14 protein-coding genes and 1 riboswitch are annotated in these 15,625 nt (G+C 35.8%); of the genes, 3 read left to right on the top strand and 11 right to left on the bottom strand.

Going from position 1 to position 15,625, the window contains the following annotated elements; translation table 11 throughout:
• Window positions 1–294 precede the first annotated feature (294 nt).
• Entirely contained in the window at window positions 295–3,378 is a 3,084-nt protein-coding gene (locus tag AC625_RS19215) for an efflux RND transporter permease subunit (protein WP_049682757.1), read from the bottom strand.
• Between the two features lie 98 nt (window positions 3,379–3,476).
• Here AC625_RS19215 and AC625_RS19220 point away from each other — a divergent pair, with 98 nt between their 5' ends.
• Complete coding sequence (locus tag AC625_RS19220) at window positions 3,477–4,310, top strand: TetR/AcrR family transcriptional regulator (protein WP_049682758.1); 834 nt, start codon at window positions 3,477–3,479, stop codon at window positions 4,308–4,310.
• Between the two features lie 416 nt (window positions 4,311–4,726).
• On the opposite strand, the gene AC625_RS19225 is transcribed toward AC625_RS19220, so the two are convergent.
• The 6 genes from AC625_RS19225 to AC625_RS27925 form a co-directional block, all read right to left on the bottom strand.
• Window positions 4,727–5,107: a DUF1761 domain-containing protein gene (locus AC625_RS19225; protein ID WP_049682759.1), complete on the bottom strand. Its 381-nt coding sequence runs from the start codon at window positions 5,105–5,107 to the stop codon at window positions 4,727–4,729.
• A gap of 14 nt (window positions 5,108–5,121) precedes the next feature.
• Window positions 5,122–5,331, bottom strand: coding sequence for a hypothetical protein (locus AC625_RS27905; RefSeq protein WP_245645043.1), 210 nt, complete (start codon window positions 5,329–5,331; stop codon window positions 5,122–5,124).
• A 68-nt stretch (window positions 5,332–5,399) separates the two neighbouring features.
• Window positions 5,400–5,744, bottom strand: a complete 345-nt coding sequence (locus AC625_RS27910; protein WP_245645044.1) for a hypothetical protein — start codon at window positions 5,742–5,744, stop codon at window positions 5,400–5,402.
• Window positions 5,741–5,845 (bottom strand): helix-turn-helix domain-containing protein, encoded by a 105-nt coding sequence (locus tag AC625_RS27915; RefSeq protein WP_245645045.1) that lies wholly within the window; start codon window positions 5,843–5,845, stop codon window positions 5,741–5,743. Before AC625_RS27915 ends, AC625_RS27910 begins: the two co-directional genes overlap by 4 nt.
• A 13-nt stretch (window positions 5,846–5,858) precedes the next feature.
• Window positions 5,859–6,050 carry a hypothetical protein gene (locus AC625_RS27920; protein WP_245645046.1) on the bottom strand — a complete coding sequence of 64 codons (192 nt, stop codon included), beginning with the start codon at window positions 6,048–6,050 and terminating at the stop codon, window positions 5,859–5,861.
• A gap of 291 nt (window positions 6,051–6,341) precedes the next feature.
• Window positions 6,342–6,527, bottom strand: a complete 186-nt coding sequence (locus tag AC625_RS27925; protein ID WP_245645047.1) for an SRPBCC family protein — start codon at window positions 6,525–6,527, stop codon at window positions 6,342–6,344.
• A gap of 797 nt (window positions 6,528–7,324) precedes the next feature.
• Here AC625_RS27925 and AC625_RS19240 point away from each other — a divergent pair.
• Complete coding sequence (locus tag AC625_RS19240; RefSeq protein WP_049682760.1) at window positions 7,325–8,119, top strand: histidinol-phosphatase HisJ family protein; 795 nt, start codon at window positions 7,325–7,327, stop codon at window positions 8,117–8,119.
• Between the two features lie 129 nt (window positions 8,120–8,248).
• On the opposite strand, the gene AC625_RS19245 is transcribed toward AC625_RS19240, so the two are convergent.
• Window positions 8,249–10,555: a glycoside hydrolase family 2 protein gene (locus AC625_RS19245; RefSeq protein WP_049682761.1), complete on the bottom strand. Its 2,307-nt coding sequence runs from the start codon at window positions 10,553–10,555 to the stop codon at window positions 8,249–8,251.
• 206 nt (window positions 10,556–10,761) lie between these two features.
• On the opposite strand from AC625_RS19245, the gene AC625_RS19250 reads away from it, so the two are divergent.
• Window positions 10,762–11,991 carry a helix-turn-helix domain-containing protein gene (locus AC625_RS19250; protein ID WP_049683828.1) on the top strand — a complete coding sequence of 410 codons (1,230 nt, stop codon included), beginning with the start codon at window positions 10,762–10,764 and terminating at the stop codon, window positions 11,989–11,991.
• 412 nt (window positions 11,992–12,403) lie between these two features.
• Here AC625_RS19250 and AC625_RS19255 read toward each other — a convergent pair whose 3' ends face one another.
• The 3 genes from AC625_RS19255 to AC625_RS26960 form a co-directional block, all read right to left on the bottom strand.
• Entirely contained in the window at window positions 12,404–12,784 is a 381-nt protein-coding gene (locus AC625_RS19255) for a VOC family protein (protein WP_049682762.1), read from the bottom strand.
• 541 nt (window positions 12,785–13,325) lie between these two features.
• On the bottom strand, window positions 13,326–14,663 hold the full coding sequence (locus AC625_RS19260; RefSeq protein ID WP_049683829.1) for an amino acid permease: 1,338 nt from the start codon (window positions 14,661–14,663) through the stop codon (window positions 13,326–13,328).
• Between the two features lie 442 nt (window positions 14,664–15,105).
• Window positions 15,106–15,252 (bottom strand): hypothetical protein, encoded by a 147-nt coding sequence (locus AC625_RS26960; RefSeq protein WP_156187587.1) that lies wholly within the window; start codon window positions 15,250–15,252, stop codon window positions 15,106–15,108.
• 156 nt (window positions 15,253–15,408) lie between these two features.
• A riboswitch (cyclic di-AMP (ydaO/yuaA leader) is annotated at window positions 15,409–15,555 on the top strand.
• The last annotated feature ends 70 nt before the right edge of the window (window positions 15,556–15,625 follow it).

The following is a 15,625-nucleotide window of genomic DNA, read 5'->3' on the forward strand; positions in this document are numbered from 1 at the left end:
ACCTCCATATTTACGCTTTAGCGGAGGATTTTCTTAGCATCCGTTCAATTATGAGCAAAGGTCGTAATTATCCTAAGTGTCTCATTATAGCATGAGCTGACACACAATTAAACAGATCGTTATTTTGAACGCATACTAGGTCATTCCAAACTGACGTAGCATGTTTGATCTACCTGTTCGTATTAAAAATATACAAGGCTTTAGTAACCTCCCTCAATTTATCTTTGTATTTCATAGATAAATTATTTTTTTTTAAAAGCCCTACAAGACCATGTTCTTGTAGGGCTAAAACCATTAGTTCTCTTCTACTTCTTTACGATTTTTCTTGAATAGCTTCGATAAGATTTCATAAACGATTGGTACAACAATTAAGGTTAATAATGTCGAACTTGTTAGACCACCGATTACGGTAATACCAAGGCCTTTGGAGATTAATCCGCCGCCGCCTGAGCCAATTGCTAATGGGATTAATGCACCGATCGTTGCAATTGCTGTCATGAGAATTGGACGTAGACGCGTTGCTCCAGCTTCAAGAATCGCTTCACGCATATTCATACCATCACGTTCCATATGAATGATCCGGTCCACAAGGACGATGGCGTTCGTGACTACGATACCGATTAACATTAATAGACCCATCATAACAGAGACAGAGATGGTTTCACGACCGATTAATAACCCAACAAATGAACCGATCACCGCAAATGGTAACGAGAATAGAATCGCAAATGGCGCGACACCTTCACGGAATGTGACAACAAGGATGAAGTACACAATCGCAATTGCTGCAGCCATGGCTACACCAAGTTGTGTAAATGTTTCAGTCATGTCTGCTGTTACACCTGCAACGTCTACTGTAACACCTTTAGGTAAATCTAATTGATCAATCTCTTTATCTACTTTAGAGGTTACTTTGGAAATATCATCACCAATGATCGTTCCTGAAACCGTTGCGTAGTATTCCCCCTTACTACGTGCAAGAGTATTTAAAGTCGTTCCTTTTTTAACTGTTACAAGCTCAGAAAGTGGCATTGTATTGCCTTGTGCTGTTGGTACTGGTGTTGCTAGAATATCATCGATTGATTTTGGTTGTGCAGCTTGTTCTTGCTGAACGATAACATCTAATGTGTCACCATTTTTTTCAACCGTTGTTAATACATCTTGTGTTTTTGCTGGGCTTAACATCATGACGAGTTGCCCTGTTGTTAAACCATATTTCAGCAATTCATCTTGCGCTACTTTGAAAGTATATTCAACGTAAGCATCTTCTGCACTTGAAGAAATATCTTTTAAGCCGTCAGCTTTCTTCATAACGCCTTCTACCATTTTTACAGTTTTATTTAGTTTATCTAAATTTTCACTGTAGAATGAGTAGCTCACTTCATTGGTAGATGCCGATGCAGCCGCGAAGTTCTGGCTCTTCCACTCACCTGTTTGACCAATGTTTTTCACATACTTTTCAATTTCCGTGCGCACTTCTGGGAAATTATCTATTTTTGGGTCAAAGATTAGGTACATTAATCCGCCGCCTGCTCCGCCACCCATCATCGCTGACATCTGATCGCCATTCTCCGTTACAGATACTTGAACGATATCAATATCATCACGCTTAAGTAACTTTTCTTCAACTACTTGAATATTTGCTAATGTATCTCCCTTAAGCTCGCCCGCTTTTGGTGTGTACGTTAAGTACATCACTTTATCTTCTTCACTACCCATGAAGCTAAATCCGATAAGTGGCGTTAATGCCAAGCTACCAGCTAATAAAACAATCGCAATTACAGAAGTAATCACTTTATGATTCAGTGCCCGATTAAGGACCCCTTTGTACCATTTCGCTAATTTACCAGCCTCTTGATGGCTACTTTCTGTTTTTTCACCATATAACTTCTTCTTAAATAAGAAGTGAGATAAGGCTGGAACAATTGTAATCGCAACAATTAATGAAGCAAATAGTGCAAACGCCATTGTTAATGCGAACGGCATGAATAGCTCTCCGACCATACCACCAACGAAGATAAGTGGTGCGAATACCGCAACCGTTACTAAAGTTGATGACATGATTGGTTTAAACATTTCAATTGTCGCCTCACGCACAAGTGCGCGACCTGTTAATTTCTCTTCTTTTAAATGTAAACGACGATAAATATTTTCAACGACTACGATGGAGTCATCAATGACACGACCGATGGCAACCGTAATTGCACCAAGTGTCATAATATTTAGCGTAATATCCATCCAGTTTAGGATCAGTAAAGCCATGAAAATTGAAACTGGGATCGATACGATTGAAATAATCGTTGATTTAAAATCACGTAGGAATAGAAGAATAATTAATACCGCAATTAAACCACCAAATAACGCTTTTTCAATCATCGTTGCAACGGATTGTTCAATTGGCTTCCCTTGGTCAAGGGTGACATCGATTGTAAGACCATCGATTTTTGCCTTTTCTTCTTTCACTAACTTCTTCACACTGTTTACTACATCTACCGTGTTAGCTTGTTGCCCTTTGACAATTTGAATCGCAATAGCCTCTTTACCATTTGTACGTGAAACAGATTGTACTTTACCAACTACGTCAATTGTAGCGATGTCTTTAAGTTTCACAAATGGCGACGGATGTGCAGCAGATGGTGTGACCGGAATAAGCATATTCTTTAATTCATCAGCTGTCATAAACTTACCGTCGATCGCTACTGCTTGTTCACCTGCTTTAAACTCGTAAAGCCCTAATGAAACAGCTACGTTACTCGCTTGAATCATTTGCTTTACTTGATCTTCTGTTAAGCCGAATTCAGCCATTTTTGCTTTGTTGTAAGTAAGGTCTACTTCTTCAATATGCTGACCTGTAATCGTTGCAGATGCAACACCATCGATTTTCTCGATTTTTGGCAGTAAGCTTTCCTCTACTGTTGACGTTAATCCAACAATATCCTCTTTTGAACTACTTACACTTAGAGCAACAACTGGCATCATGTTCATACTAATCGCTGTAGTTGTCGGCTCTTGTGCTCCTTCTGGTAATTTCACTGCCTCTAGTGCAGATTTCAAGGCACGTTTCGCCTCGTCCATATCCACACCGTATTCATATTCCACCTGAAGACTTGCCATGTTAGAATAGGAATTGGAATAAACGGATTTTACGTGTTCCAATCCTTCTACCGCTTTTTCAATCGGTATGGACACATCTTCCATTACTTTTTTAGGAGTTGCTCCCGGGTATACGTCCATGACCATTAAGTATGGAATCGAAATATTAGGAATCGTCTCCATATTCATTCGTGTACCTGAATAAATACCAGATACCGTAATGATAATAGTAAGCAGCCATACTGCTAATTTATTCTTCAAGACAAAGTTGACTAAACCTTTCACTATTACACCCACCTTAAATTGACTTATCATTCTCATTTACATATAATAATGACTAGTGGGTCACTTGTCAACAAAGGGCTATAGGAGCGAAATAAAAAATGATTAAAAAGCAATTAATTATGGAAAAGGCGTTAGAACTTTTTGCGAAGCAAGGTTTCGAAGCCACTTCTATTCAACAAATAACAGAACATTGCGGTATTTCCAAAGGTTCTTTTTACTTATCTTTCAAATCAAAGGATGAATTAATCTTAGCACTAATTGATCATTTCATGATGCAAATCATTTCCGATATTGACTATACGGTCAAACATACAAATGATGATAAAAAACTTCTATACGAATTTTATTACACCATGTTTCATTCTTTTTATAAGCATTCTGATTTCGCCAAAATTCTCATCAAAGAGCAAATACAATCATTTAATAAAGAACTCCTTGTAAGAATGCATTACTATAACAGGTTAAACGAAGAGATTATCTTATCAATGATTGAACGTTTATATGGTGAAGAGGTCAAACTTACAAAATATGATTTAATTTATAGCATTAAAGGTTTTATGAGTACGTATTTAGAGCTATTCTTATTCTATAATGTACCGTTAGATTTTACCTTACTGTCTCAATCACTTGTGGAAAAAACAAATTTACTAGCAAGACATGCTACCGTTCCATTTATTTCACAAGAACTTATTGAAATGATCAAGCAACCCATTCATAAAGAAGTCTCGAAGGAACATATGTTTGATATCATCGAACAAAATATTGCAGGAATTGAAGAGTCCATTGAAAAAGAATCGTTAATCCTACTAAAGCAACAACTAACGGAACCAACATTTGTTCCTGCTATTGTAAAAGGTTTACTAGAAAATATTCGAAATCATCCTCATTGTAAATGGATTTCTTATTTACTTCGTCGTTATTATAAGTTTTAAAAGCTAAGACAGGCAGAACGCTTTCACTTGTAAGCATTCTGCCTGTCTTATAACTTATTAATTAGGGAGGTTACTGGACAGCGCTTTACACCATATAGGATGAATTTCCAACCCTTTGATAGGTGATCTCCTCGTCCTTCTGAAAGTCCAATATGTTTTTGTTAAACATTTGCGTTGAAAGACATTTTCATTGTTGGAACAATCTTTCCACGTAGTTTACGTATAGATATTTACAATAGCTTCTAAACTTCACCAATTTTCGTTAATGGTGCTGTTCTTCAATATGGCTCAGATTGCGGAATAAGAAAAAATCCTGCATTATCATTACAGGATTGTGATCAAATTTTATTTTAAAGCCATCCTTACACTGCTTTAGCTAACTAGGCTTTAAAACTACATCAATTCGTTTTTGATATTTATAATAGAAGACCGTGCAATGCTCCTAACAATGTAAAAATGGTAAGGTGATCGCCTATAACAATATAAAAAGCTTTTTTCGTTACAAGACCAAATAATGAATTTTTCAAATAAACAATCGTAATTAATATCCCTATTATCATTCCAACAGCTGCACCTTCTAGCAATCCTTCAGCGCCAGAGGTTTGGACTAGTATGGCGACAAACAACGAACTAACAAATGCAACGATAACTGAAACAATATATTTCGAGGGACCTTCACTTTGCCCCTCTTTTTTCTTCCCTAGTAAGATCGAATAATAGATAGTTCCATATATCATGTACAAGAATCCACCAGCGATAATTGCCAGATAATGAAGTTCACTCAAATTAAATAACATAAAATTCCTCCGGTCTATTTTGGTTCAATGGCTAAAGCTATTGCACTGATTTTGCAAGTAAGAGTTAATCTGTCCCTTACTTCTTCTATTAAAACAATTTCTATCGTATTACTTAAATACTTATAGCCACTCTTCGACAGCCCAAAGCTATATAACTCTGAGTAACATTCGATCAGTTTATTTCGTTCACGATAACTTACAGGTTCGCCAAACTCATACACCACATATTTTCCACCACTAAATGGATATACCTCTTCGTCATCATGGCTTAAATCTTCACCAAGAGGAATGGCTACGCGACAATCGTAACGACTTTTTTCTGGCGGTGTAATCTTGGGACGCCGAAGAACATTGTGTTTTGGTCGATTAACCCTCTCACATTTGACCATCGATAAATATCTTCCCATGCATCTGGTATTCCATTCAAGTAAGAGCCGATATTATGTCTGTTAACAGTTGTACACTCTGGAAAATGTACAATTTTCACTTTTGATAAGTCTAACCATTTAAATTCAGTATAAAGATTTTGATCATTTTCTACTTTCGTATTTGTGCTTAAAAGTTTAGATTTCTTGCTATCATACTCTCGAGGAAACCGTTCCAAATAAGCACCATCTCGCCACTTTTTAGGACTCATATTAAAATATGCTTTAAATGATAAGTGAAGCATGCCAAAGATGAAAAACCGCATATGTATGCAATTTGAGTAATGGGGATTTCCTGTTCATATATCAACATATGTGCAACGTTCTCAAGGCGAAGACGTTTCACATAGCCAGCTGGTGTTTCGCCAATGATTCCCTTTAATTAATCGTTGAAAATGAAAGGGAGAATACGTAGATACTTTAGCTAACTGCTCTAGTGAAAGATTTTCATGAATATGATTTTCAATAAACTCCACTTCTTTATTTATTTGCTTTCGCTGTGCTTCTTCATAATTCATTGTGGTTCCCCCATTAATTTTCTATATGAACCTTAGTACAGTTTGTAAACCATATCTTGTTGCACAATCCTTCGTTCCAAATTTGATAAAAAAATCTAAGAAGAGATTTAAAGAGTATCTACCCTAATTCATGGGTTAGTCCGATTCTTCTACAATAAAAAACACAATTCCTATAATAGGTTTGCGCCTTATTGTTGACGAACTAATACAGTAGAGGTAACTAATGTTTCTCTATCAGATGTTTATATCCACTACGTATCAGCTAAAAAATGTCGTTAGATTTGAAATAATTTATATTTTATCAAGGATTCCCTTAATTTTTTTCAAGTCTTTCATGTTTGCTCTTTTCATCATCTGAGACATAAACGGAGCAAATACTTTTGAAAACCCTGTCGGGATCTCCTTATTTCGTAAAGTCATTCGTGTCATATTGTCGTCAATTGCATTCCAAGTATATGGTCCGTCTGCAGTTCGCATGACAAGTTTTTGACCTGCTATAAATTCTACAATTTCGTAAACATATGCAAGTTGTTGTCCTAGGAATTTTAAATGCGATACGAGGCCCTATTGTCAACGTTTTTTGAGTTTGCGATTCTACTGAATGAATATTTACATACCATTTAGATACGTTGTCGGGATTTGATGCATGCTCTGAAACTTTTTCAAGTGAACATCGAATTTTTATTTCTGTACAAACATCTACCATTGTTTATGACCTTCGAATTGTTCAGCTATTGTTTGAACAACTTTTTATCCCGCTTTAACTTGACTTATATATGAACGAATTCGACTGTGCCATGTAAGCAGTAGTTCCTCGACTACTAATAACTTCATAACCATTTCGCTCTCATGTTTACACTAACTCAACACCATGCTTTAACTTTCAAGTGTATACAACGATATTTTCCCATTTATTCCTTCATAAGGTACAATCACGAATCTTTTACTCATCAGACCATCTGCATCCACACTTCACTTTTTTCAATATTATAACACGCTCGTTATTTTAATCAGAACTCTCGCTTGTTCATTTCGTTGAACTAAAAGCTAATGTGTTTGTCACGAACAAATATAGGGTATTACTTTTATTAGGATTGAATGGAGATTACAGGTGTCCCGCATCCTTTACCCCTTGCACTTATTTCCTAATGATTCATTATTCATAATCTCCCCAAATAAAGTCACATCCTTCATTGCCACATACTGTTTCTTTTGCTAGAATCATGTATCATTCATACCTTTAGTAAAATCATGAACCGAGAGGATGACCTACAATGCATTTAATCGATTATCATCACCATACAAATCATTCGTTTGACTCTACCGCTTCCATGAAAGAGGTGTGTAAAACCGCCATAGATAAAGGAATCAAAGAGATTTGTTTTACGGAGCATTTTTCTGTTAATCTCCTCGCTCCCACTTATGGTCATATGAATTTCACTCGTTATTTTAACGAGATCAAGGAATGTCAAAAAATGTACGGCAACCACTTGGTTATCAAAGCCGGAATTGAATTATGTGAGCCACACCTGCTTAGAGACGAATATGAAATGGCACTGTCACCATTGAATTTAGATTTCATTTTAGGATCTGTACATAATGTGAACAACCTTAAATTACGTAAATTCTTGGAGAACAAGGATGCCTACTCAGCATATCAAAGCTATTTTGACGAAGTGTACAAAATGGTTTGTTCAGCAGATATCGATGTGATTGCACATTTAGACTTACTCAAACGTTACGCCGTCAAAACGATTGGAATGTATCATTTTGAAAATCACAAAGAGGTATTAGAAGCGATTTTAAAGAAGGCAATCGAGCGAAACATTGGCATCGAAATCAATACCTCAGGACTTAGAGGAAACTTACAGCAAGCCCTTCCTTCTATTGAAATCGTACAACTGTATAAAGAATTAGGTGGCGAAATTCTAACAATCGGTTCTGATTCTCATTTCGCGGACGCCGTTGGTTCGAATATCAAAGATGCTGTTGAAATGGCGATACAATGTGGTTTTACATCGATATTTACTTTTGAGCGTCGAAAGCCGATCGCTCTAAATCTCGGATAAATGAAAAAGAGTTGCCCATGTGAGCAACTCCTTTTCACTTATTCACTTTCGGTTTCTAAAAGCCTGACTGACAAGTTGCTAGGAGCGAACTGTCACTTACAGTTGATGTTTCGCGTAATTAAGCTGCAATTATAACTTTGTAATTTGTGTTAGTTCTTTATTAAGTCGATACATCAATTTTTCATTGAACATGTCTTCGTCCATGGACGCGATGAAATCCAACTGCATTCCCTGTGCCATACCAAACATTGGATGTTCTGAGAAATTACCTAAATATTTTTCAAGCACAGCTTTCGCTTCTTCATTTTCCATAAGATCTTTAAATGTGTCAGCAGTTGAATAAACATCATCAGTGATGTGAATTTCTTCAACTTCCCCTTCATCATCACCTAGATCAGGCATTTGGAACCAGTTTGCTACTAGTCCACCTGTTTCCGCTTCAGGAGCGTTATAACTTGGGTTAGGTTCAGCCACTTTATTAAACTTAGCGACATCTTGTAATGTAGCACCATCTTGATTAGCAATCACTTTAATCTCATTCATACCATCTTGTAATTCAATTTGTTCAAAAATAAAGATTTTATGACCTGACTTCGTTTCGAATTCTTTGCCATTTACATAAAGCGTTAGCTCTTCACAATTCGAATATACTTTAACAGAAATTGTGCGATCAGCACGATCGATATAACGTTTGCTGGTAATATGTACGAATTTTTCATCTGACCAATATGCTTTATACATATAAAACGCGTCTTTTTTAATCTTCCGATCGTATGTCATCAAACCTTTGTTATTTCTTCCTTTAACTCCGCCTTCATCTCTTATATTGGCACCGAAATCAAACATATTCCATACGTATGTTGACCAGAGGTAAGGGCGTTCCGAGAAAATTTTCCAAACTTTTTCATGATAGAGCGCATGGTATTCTTCCGTATAGTCTTTTACTTTTGGATCATGGCTATGATATTGTAAAATACCCTCTGCCCCATATTCTGAAATCCCTAATTTCACAGTAGGATTCGCCTTATGGAATCCATCAAGCCAGCCTGCAAAATCTTCTGCTTTCCCTTGATACCAACCATAATATTTATTATAGCCAACGATATCTGTCATATAGTTATATTCATCTTTATCCGGCACGAACATCACATTCGCCATTGTCGTTAATCTTGTTGGATCTTCTTCTTTCGTTAACTCATTTAATTCTTTCACCAATTTTCTGAGTTCTGGTCTTTCGCCACTAATTTGGATTTCATTTTGAATCCCCCAGAACATAATCGATGGATGGTTAAAGTTTTGTCTGATTAATTCAATCATTTGTTGTTTAGCATTGATTCCTTCTAATTCTGTTTTTGACATCACAGAAATAAACGGAATTTCAGCCCAAATAACCATTCCTTCTTGATTACATAGATCATAGAAATATTGGTCATGTTGATAGTGAGCCAATCTAATAGAAGTAGCTCCCACTTCTTTAATGAATTCCATATCTTCTTTATGTTCTTTTTCCGTAATAGCCCAACCCATATCTTTGCGATCTTGATGTCTGGAAACGCCATTTAAAGCAAGATGTTCACCGTTTAAGAAGAATCCTTTCTCAGCGTCTACTTCAAAGTATCTTACTCCGAAAGGAATCGATAGCTCATCTACAGTATCATTAAAGCTCTGTAAAGACACGTTCGCTTCATACATATAGGCATTTTTTCTACCATTCCATAAGGTTGGCTGGTCGATTACAACTGGCATTTCAACTTCTTTTGTTTCACCTGCAGCTAGTACGATTTCTTTTGCTGCATAGGCTACATGACTACCTTCTGCATCGAGAATATCTGCCCAAAGTCTTACTTTCGTATCCTCATCAAGGTCATTGACCACCTTAGATTTAATCGTTAAGGACGCTTTCTCTTCACTTACTTCCTCTTGAATGACATAGATTCCTTGTGAACCATAGTCCATCAAATCAAAGTGAACAGGATTAGCAATCACAAGATTAACATCACGATAAATCCCACCGTAAAAAGTAAAATCAGCCATTTGCGGATAGACATCGTCCACAACCGTATTATCTACTTTAACAGCTAATGTGTTTGCAGCTCCAAATTCAATCACATCACTAATATCAAATCTAAAAGTAGAATAGCCCCCTCTATGTTGTCCCATATGTTGACCATTCACATAGACATCCGTAACACTGTTAGAACCGTTAAACTCAATAAATACTTTGTTTCCTTGATTCAAAGGATCCATTACGAATTCTTTTCGATACCAACAAGCTCCTTTATAGAAATCAAAACCATTTGCTCCGTCAATGGCGTTCCATGTGTGGGGTACATGAACAACTTCCCAGTTCTCATCTTGATAAACTCGGTCCATTGCTTGTCCTTCATCTTGCTTTATAAATTTCCATTCCTGATTTATATTCATGATATTTCTCATTTTTCTTCCTCCTCGTTTTTACTACACGATTTCGGTAACGGTTCCACTAAAAATAAAACGACTTACTCCGAATACATACATTCATTATAAAATAAGGCGATTGTTTGTTATCGTATTATTTTGACTAAATTAGCACATATATGATCTTATTTTTAGCGTTTAGATGTATAATAGTAGACATCATGATACGAAAAGGTGATTAGATGTTGAAGGAATCAGCACTCCATATGACTGATTTCAAGAAAAAATGCACGATTTTGAATGCGGTAACTAAAATGGATGTTCGGTTAATCAATCAGGATGGAAAAGCTACATTTCAGCTCATTCACCACCACATTCCCGCTGTCTTACAAAACTTCGACAATGAGTATCTTTCAATTAATGAGACACTAAGAAAGAATGAAGCAAATAGCTACTATTATTATGAAAATTCCTTTGGTCTTGAGTATATTGCAGCTGGTATTTGGAGAAATCGCATATTTCACGGTTCCGTTATAATAGGTCCTTTTATTTCGAGTATTCCTAACATTGGGTTTATCAGTGATATCTTATCGAAAAACAAGCTACCAGTTAGTGAACGAAAACAGCTCGACGAATTCTATCCAGCATTATCCGTTATAAGTAGTATGGATTCTAATAGTATCGGCGATTTACTTGTTAATATGTGTATCCATACACATATTGACTCACAACTCCTAACCTCTGATATCATCACTCCAGCACAAAACAAGGAGCACCTAAAAACCAATATTGCTGAAAGTAAAACGATGATCGAAACAAGATATCAATTTGAGAAAAAATTAGTGGCTGCGATTGCCAAAGGAGATAAAGAGGAAATCATACGCATTGCCAATGAAAGTAATAGTCTCTTGCATATTTCTGATCGAATCCCTGAAAGTCCAATACGATCTGCCAAAAATATCACATTGGTTATGAATACAGTGTGTCGAACAGCTGCTGAAAGAGGGGGTGTTCATCCCATTTATATTCACACGATTTCAGAAAAGTTTGCCATTTTGATTGAAAGAGCTCCAAATCTCCCTCACTTAAAAAAATTGGGTATCGTGATGTTCCATGAATATTGTGATCTTGTCCAAATATTCTCAACACGTCATTATAGTTCCATTGTCAAAAAGGCTATTGATTATATTCATTTACATTTAGAGAACTCACTAACACTTCATGAGATTGCTTCTACTCTTTATGTGAATCCTTCTCATCTTTCTCGCAAATTTAAGGCTGAGACCAAGGTGAGTATCATCGATTATATCAATCAAAAAAGAGTGGAAGAAGCAAAATTACATCTGCAAAGAGGAAATGTATCGATTACAGAAATTGCTTTTATGGTCGGATTCAATGATCTCAATTATTTTAGTAGAGTTTTCAAAAAGATGACATCACTCACACCATCGCAATATACAAAACAATTCCTGTGAAAGATGATGAATAATCCACCGTTTCTTTAGAATAAGCATTGATCAAATGAATCCTTATAACCTTGATAATCAAAAAAGAAAGAGCGTGTTTTGAATAGAGATCAAAACACGCTCTTAAAATATTCAAATGGATCATTTGTATGAAGGACATGGGGACTTAGGCTTCGCGACTTACTCATAAGCCCGCTACTTAGCAGGTATACTATTTTCACCTTAGAAAGCATCCAAAATTCCAGCTCCGCACCGCCACCATTGTGATTAGGCGAATGTAGCTTGCTTAATGATAGATCCTTCATAATAACTGGTGGCATTTTAACGCCATTCAGATTTTCTGTGATCTTGTTCCGCAATGCGTCCGTTACTTCAATAAGGGTTCCTACTAGGATGTTTGTTTCTTCTTACATTATATGATTCACTTTTTTTCCATGATGGCAAAGTAATTATTTTCATTATCAGCAAAGTTGAATACCCTACCCGAAGGCATATTTACAATTTCTCCAACTGTAATATTTTTATCCGAAAAGTCTTTATATAATTGTTCAAGATTTTCTGAGTAAAACATTAACGAAGGTGTACCAAGGTTTAGTTCAGGTTGCATTTTAGCAATGAATTCCTTATTGTGAAGAACGAAACTCGTTTCAGCCTCTTTTGTTGGAGCAATTTCAATCCATCTTAGCCCTTGCCCGTTATCTTCTTCAGAAATAACGCTAAATCCTACTTTTTCTGTCCAAAATTTCACTGATTCATCTTGATTATTTACATACAGCATGATTTGTCCGAGTTTATTAATCATTTTCTTCCTCCATTTCGACTAGTTCAGTCCATATTGATATTTTATTCTTTTTTAGCATTCCACTATACTTTGGCATTTAAATCATATAACTACTTAATGATTGTGCCAGATACATGTAGAGCAAGAAAAACTTTAATAGCAATCAGTTCCTACTCAATGAAACGGTTCCCGTAAAAGGACTACCATACCATTTCAAAGGATTGTCGAGTAAGCTGAAAATCCAAAAAAGTTTAAGGTAAGGAAATGAACAGAAGAATACATTACGCTTGGATCATCCTATTGCCAAAAACATCTGAAAGTTTGTATGCATGCTTTTTAGTTGCGTAACAATAAGGACTCGCATTTTATTAAAGCAATTTGTACAAACATACAATAGCACAAATGTTCGTATCGTTCAATAGTTTAGGCTAACGTCTATCAAAATTCATCTCCCACCTACTCATTGGGCTATGCCCTTCACATTCGTTGAGGAAGGAGTCTTCTTTCGGGAAATGATAAAAATAAAGCAGTCAAGGGATTCATTTATAATCCCTGAACTGCTTTACTTTTTTAGTTTCTTTATAAATGAAAGGATCGCAAGTAATCCTACAATTATAAGACATACGGTCGTACCAATCATATTTTGTTTATTAAAAATAAAGGCAAAAAAGATTAAAGTTAAAGCCAAAATTGCAAAAATCGTTGTATACGGGTACCATTTCACACGGAAAACTGGCGTGTCAGCGTATTGAGTACGAAGCTTCAATTGTGCACAACAAATACTCACCCATAATAATAAAACGGTAAATCCAGGAATCGACATTAGATAGCTTATTACCTGATCAGGAGTCATGTAGGATAAAAACACACCAACTAATATGCATAAGGTAGTTAATATGATTCCATTAAGCGGAACTCCATTTTTAGTTGTTTTTACGAATGCCTTAGGGGCCTCCCCAGTTTGAGACATAGAAAACAATGTTCTAGAAGTCGCATATATCCCTGAATTGGCAGCAGATAGTACAGCTGTTAAAAGAACAAAATTCATAACATGAGCAGCTCCAGGAAGTCCTGTTAGGCTGAAGACTTGTACGAAAGGACTTTCTTCTGTTGATACTTTATTCCAAGGGATTATGCCACAAATAATAAGAATAGGTAAGATGTAAAAAAGGAGTACTCGCCATACGGTTCCTTTAATTATTTTCGGCAAAACCTTCTTCGTATCTTTTGTTTCTGTGACAGCTATACCAATTAATTCAGCGCCTCCATATGAAAACATGACAACTAAAAATGCGCTTAAAGTTCCGCCCATTCCATGGGGGAAAAATCCGCCATGTGCCGTATAATTAGAAAATGAACCTGGATTTGTACTGGGGAAAACCCCTAATAGAATAAGAGAGCCTAAAATAATAAAAGCAATTAAAGCGATTATTTTAACACCTGCAAACCAAAACTCGAGCTCTCCGTAGTATTTTACTTGAAACAAGTTTATTCCTACTATTAGAATTGTACAAATTAAACTTAAAAGCCATAATGGGATATTCGGAAACCAATATTGCAAAAAGCTCCCAGAGGCTATCAATTCGACAACCGTCACAATTACCCAGTTAATCCAATAGAGCCAGCCTACAATAAAGGATATTCGAAATCCAAATGCTTTATTTATAAGATGTTGCACATTTAAATTTGGATAAACAGTAGCCATCTCTCCTAAAGCTGCCATTACGATAAATAATAAGAGTCCACCTATTAAATAAGCAATGACTACACTTGGACCTGCCAAATTTAAAGTATCTGAACTCCCCTTAAATATACCAGTACCTATCATTCCTGCTAATGCAATAAACTGGACGTGTCTCGGCAATAAGCCTCTTCTTAAATCATGATGATTTTCTTCCACGATGTTCATACCTTTCGTTCTTTTGTTATATTTCCCATTGATATAATTGAATATCTGTTTCATATTCAATTACATCAAAATCAGATCACTTTCTTTTATTTTAACGCTTTTATGTGTTAAAGTAATTTTATATTAATATATCATAATGTAGTAAAAAGTCAATTTCCGTCGTGTAAGAAAATATGAATTAAAGAAGATTTGGTTCCCTTAATTATTAATCAAAAAGTATCCTATTATATCTTTCCTGCCATTCCAAGATGAATTAATAATGATAAATGGTCACGCACATCCAAATTAGATACACTTAAATAAACTTTGTAAAGCCGCTTTTTTAAAGAATGAAACACCTAAGAGATCACAAAGGAAATTGTAGCTGTTTATGCGTGCTTCGGGGTATATTTGTCAATCAAGTACCGCGGTATTCAGGTGCTTTTGGCACCTCCTAATCTTCCACCACCTTATTATTCAAATCGTTCGTTATCAAATCCTCATTTTGCTCCGGTATGGGGCCTCCAAATTGTCGGTTAATCACTCTCACCACTTCCTTTAAAAACTCATCTGATAATAAGGGATTATTTTCTTTAAACATGGAATTCCTCCTACACTATCTCGATATATGTATTGTTCACACAGGGAGTAAAATCATTCATTATGAACACATCTCAATCCTTAAATTGTCATTTTTTGTTTACATTTTTTTATTTACTTTTGCTTTTCACAGGAGTATGATCATCAACAGTTTCATATTTCTAAATTGCTGAAACCATATGGTATGGGGGAACCATTTTCGTGGGTTGATATACAATCCAAGGGGTGAATCCTTTAGAAGGTAGGGCTATTAAAAAGGGCCGAATCCGACAGCTAACCTAAGTAAGTGTATATGAAAAAGAAGGTGAAGCTTGTGAGACAAATAAATTGATGTCTACAGATCTATTCAACTGTGACTTTTAGACATTTTCTAT

This window comes from Peribacillus loiseleuriae (genome assembly GCF_001183985.1).
Classification (GTDB): domain Bacteria; phylum Bacillota; class Bacilli; order Bacillales; family DSM-1321; genus Peribacillus; species Peribacillus loiseleuriae.

Coding starts and splice junctions, on each gene's coding strand:
- AC625_RS27920 (WP_245645046.1), bottom strand. CDS start 6,050: ATGAATTATGAAGAAGCACAGCGAAAGCAAATAAATAAAGAAGTGGAG.
- AC625_RS27910 (WP_245645044.1), bottom strand. CDS start 5,744: ATGAGTCCTAAAAAGTGGCGAGATGGTGCTTATTTGGAACGGTTTCCT.
- AC625_RS27915 (WP_245645045.1), bottom strand. CDS start 5,845: ATGTTGATATATGAACAGGAAATCCCCATTACTCAAATTGCATACATA.
- AC625_RS19220 (WP_049682758.1), top strand. CDS start 3,477: ATGATTAAAAAGCAATTAATTATGGAAAAGGCGTTAGAACTTTTTGCG.
- AC625_RS19255 (WP_049682762.1), bottom strand. CDS start 12,784: ATGATTAATAAACTCGGACAAATCATGCTGTATGTAAATAATCAAGAT.
- AC625_RS26960 (WP_156187587.1), bottom strand. CDS start 15,252: ATGTTTAAAGAAAATAATCCCTTATTATCAGATGAGTTTTTAAAGGAA.
- AC625_RS19225 (WP_049682759.1), bottom strand. CDS start 5,107: ATGTTATTTAATTTGAGTGAACTTCATTATCTGGCAATTATCGCTGGT.
- AC625_RS19240 (WP_049682760.1), top strand. CDS start 7,325: ATGCATTTAATCGATTATCATCACCATACAAATCATTCGTTTGACTCT.
- AC625_RS19245 (WP_049682761.1), bottom strand. CDS start 10,555: ATGAGAAATATCATGAATATAAATCAGGAATGGAAATTTATAAAGCAA.
- AC625_RS27925 (WP_245645047.1), bottom strand. CDS start 6,527: ATGCGAACTGCAGACGGACCATATACTTGGAATGCAATTGACGACAAT.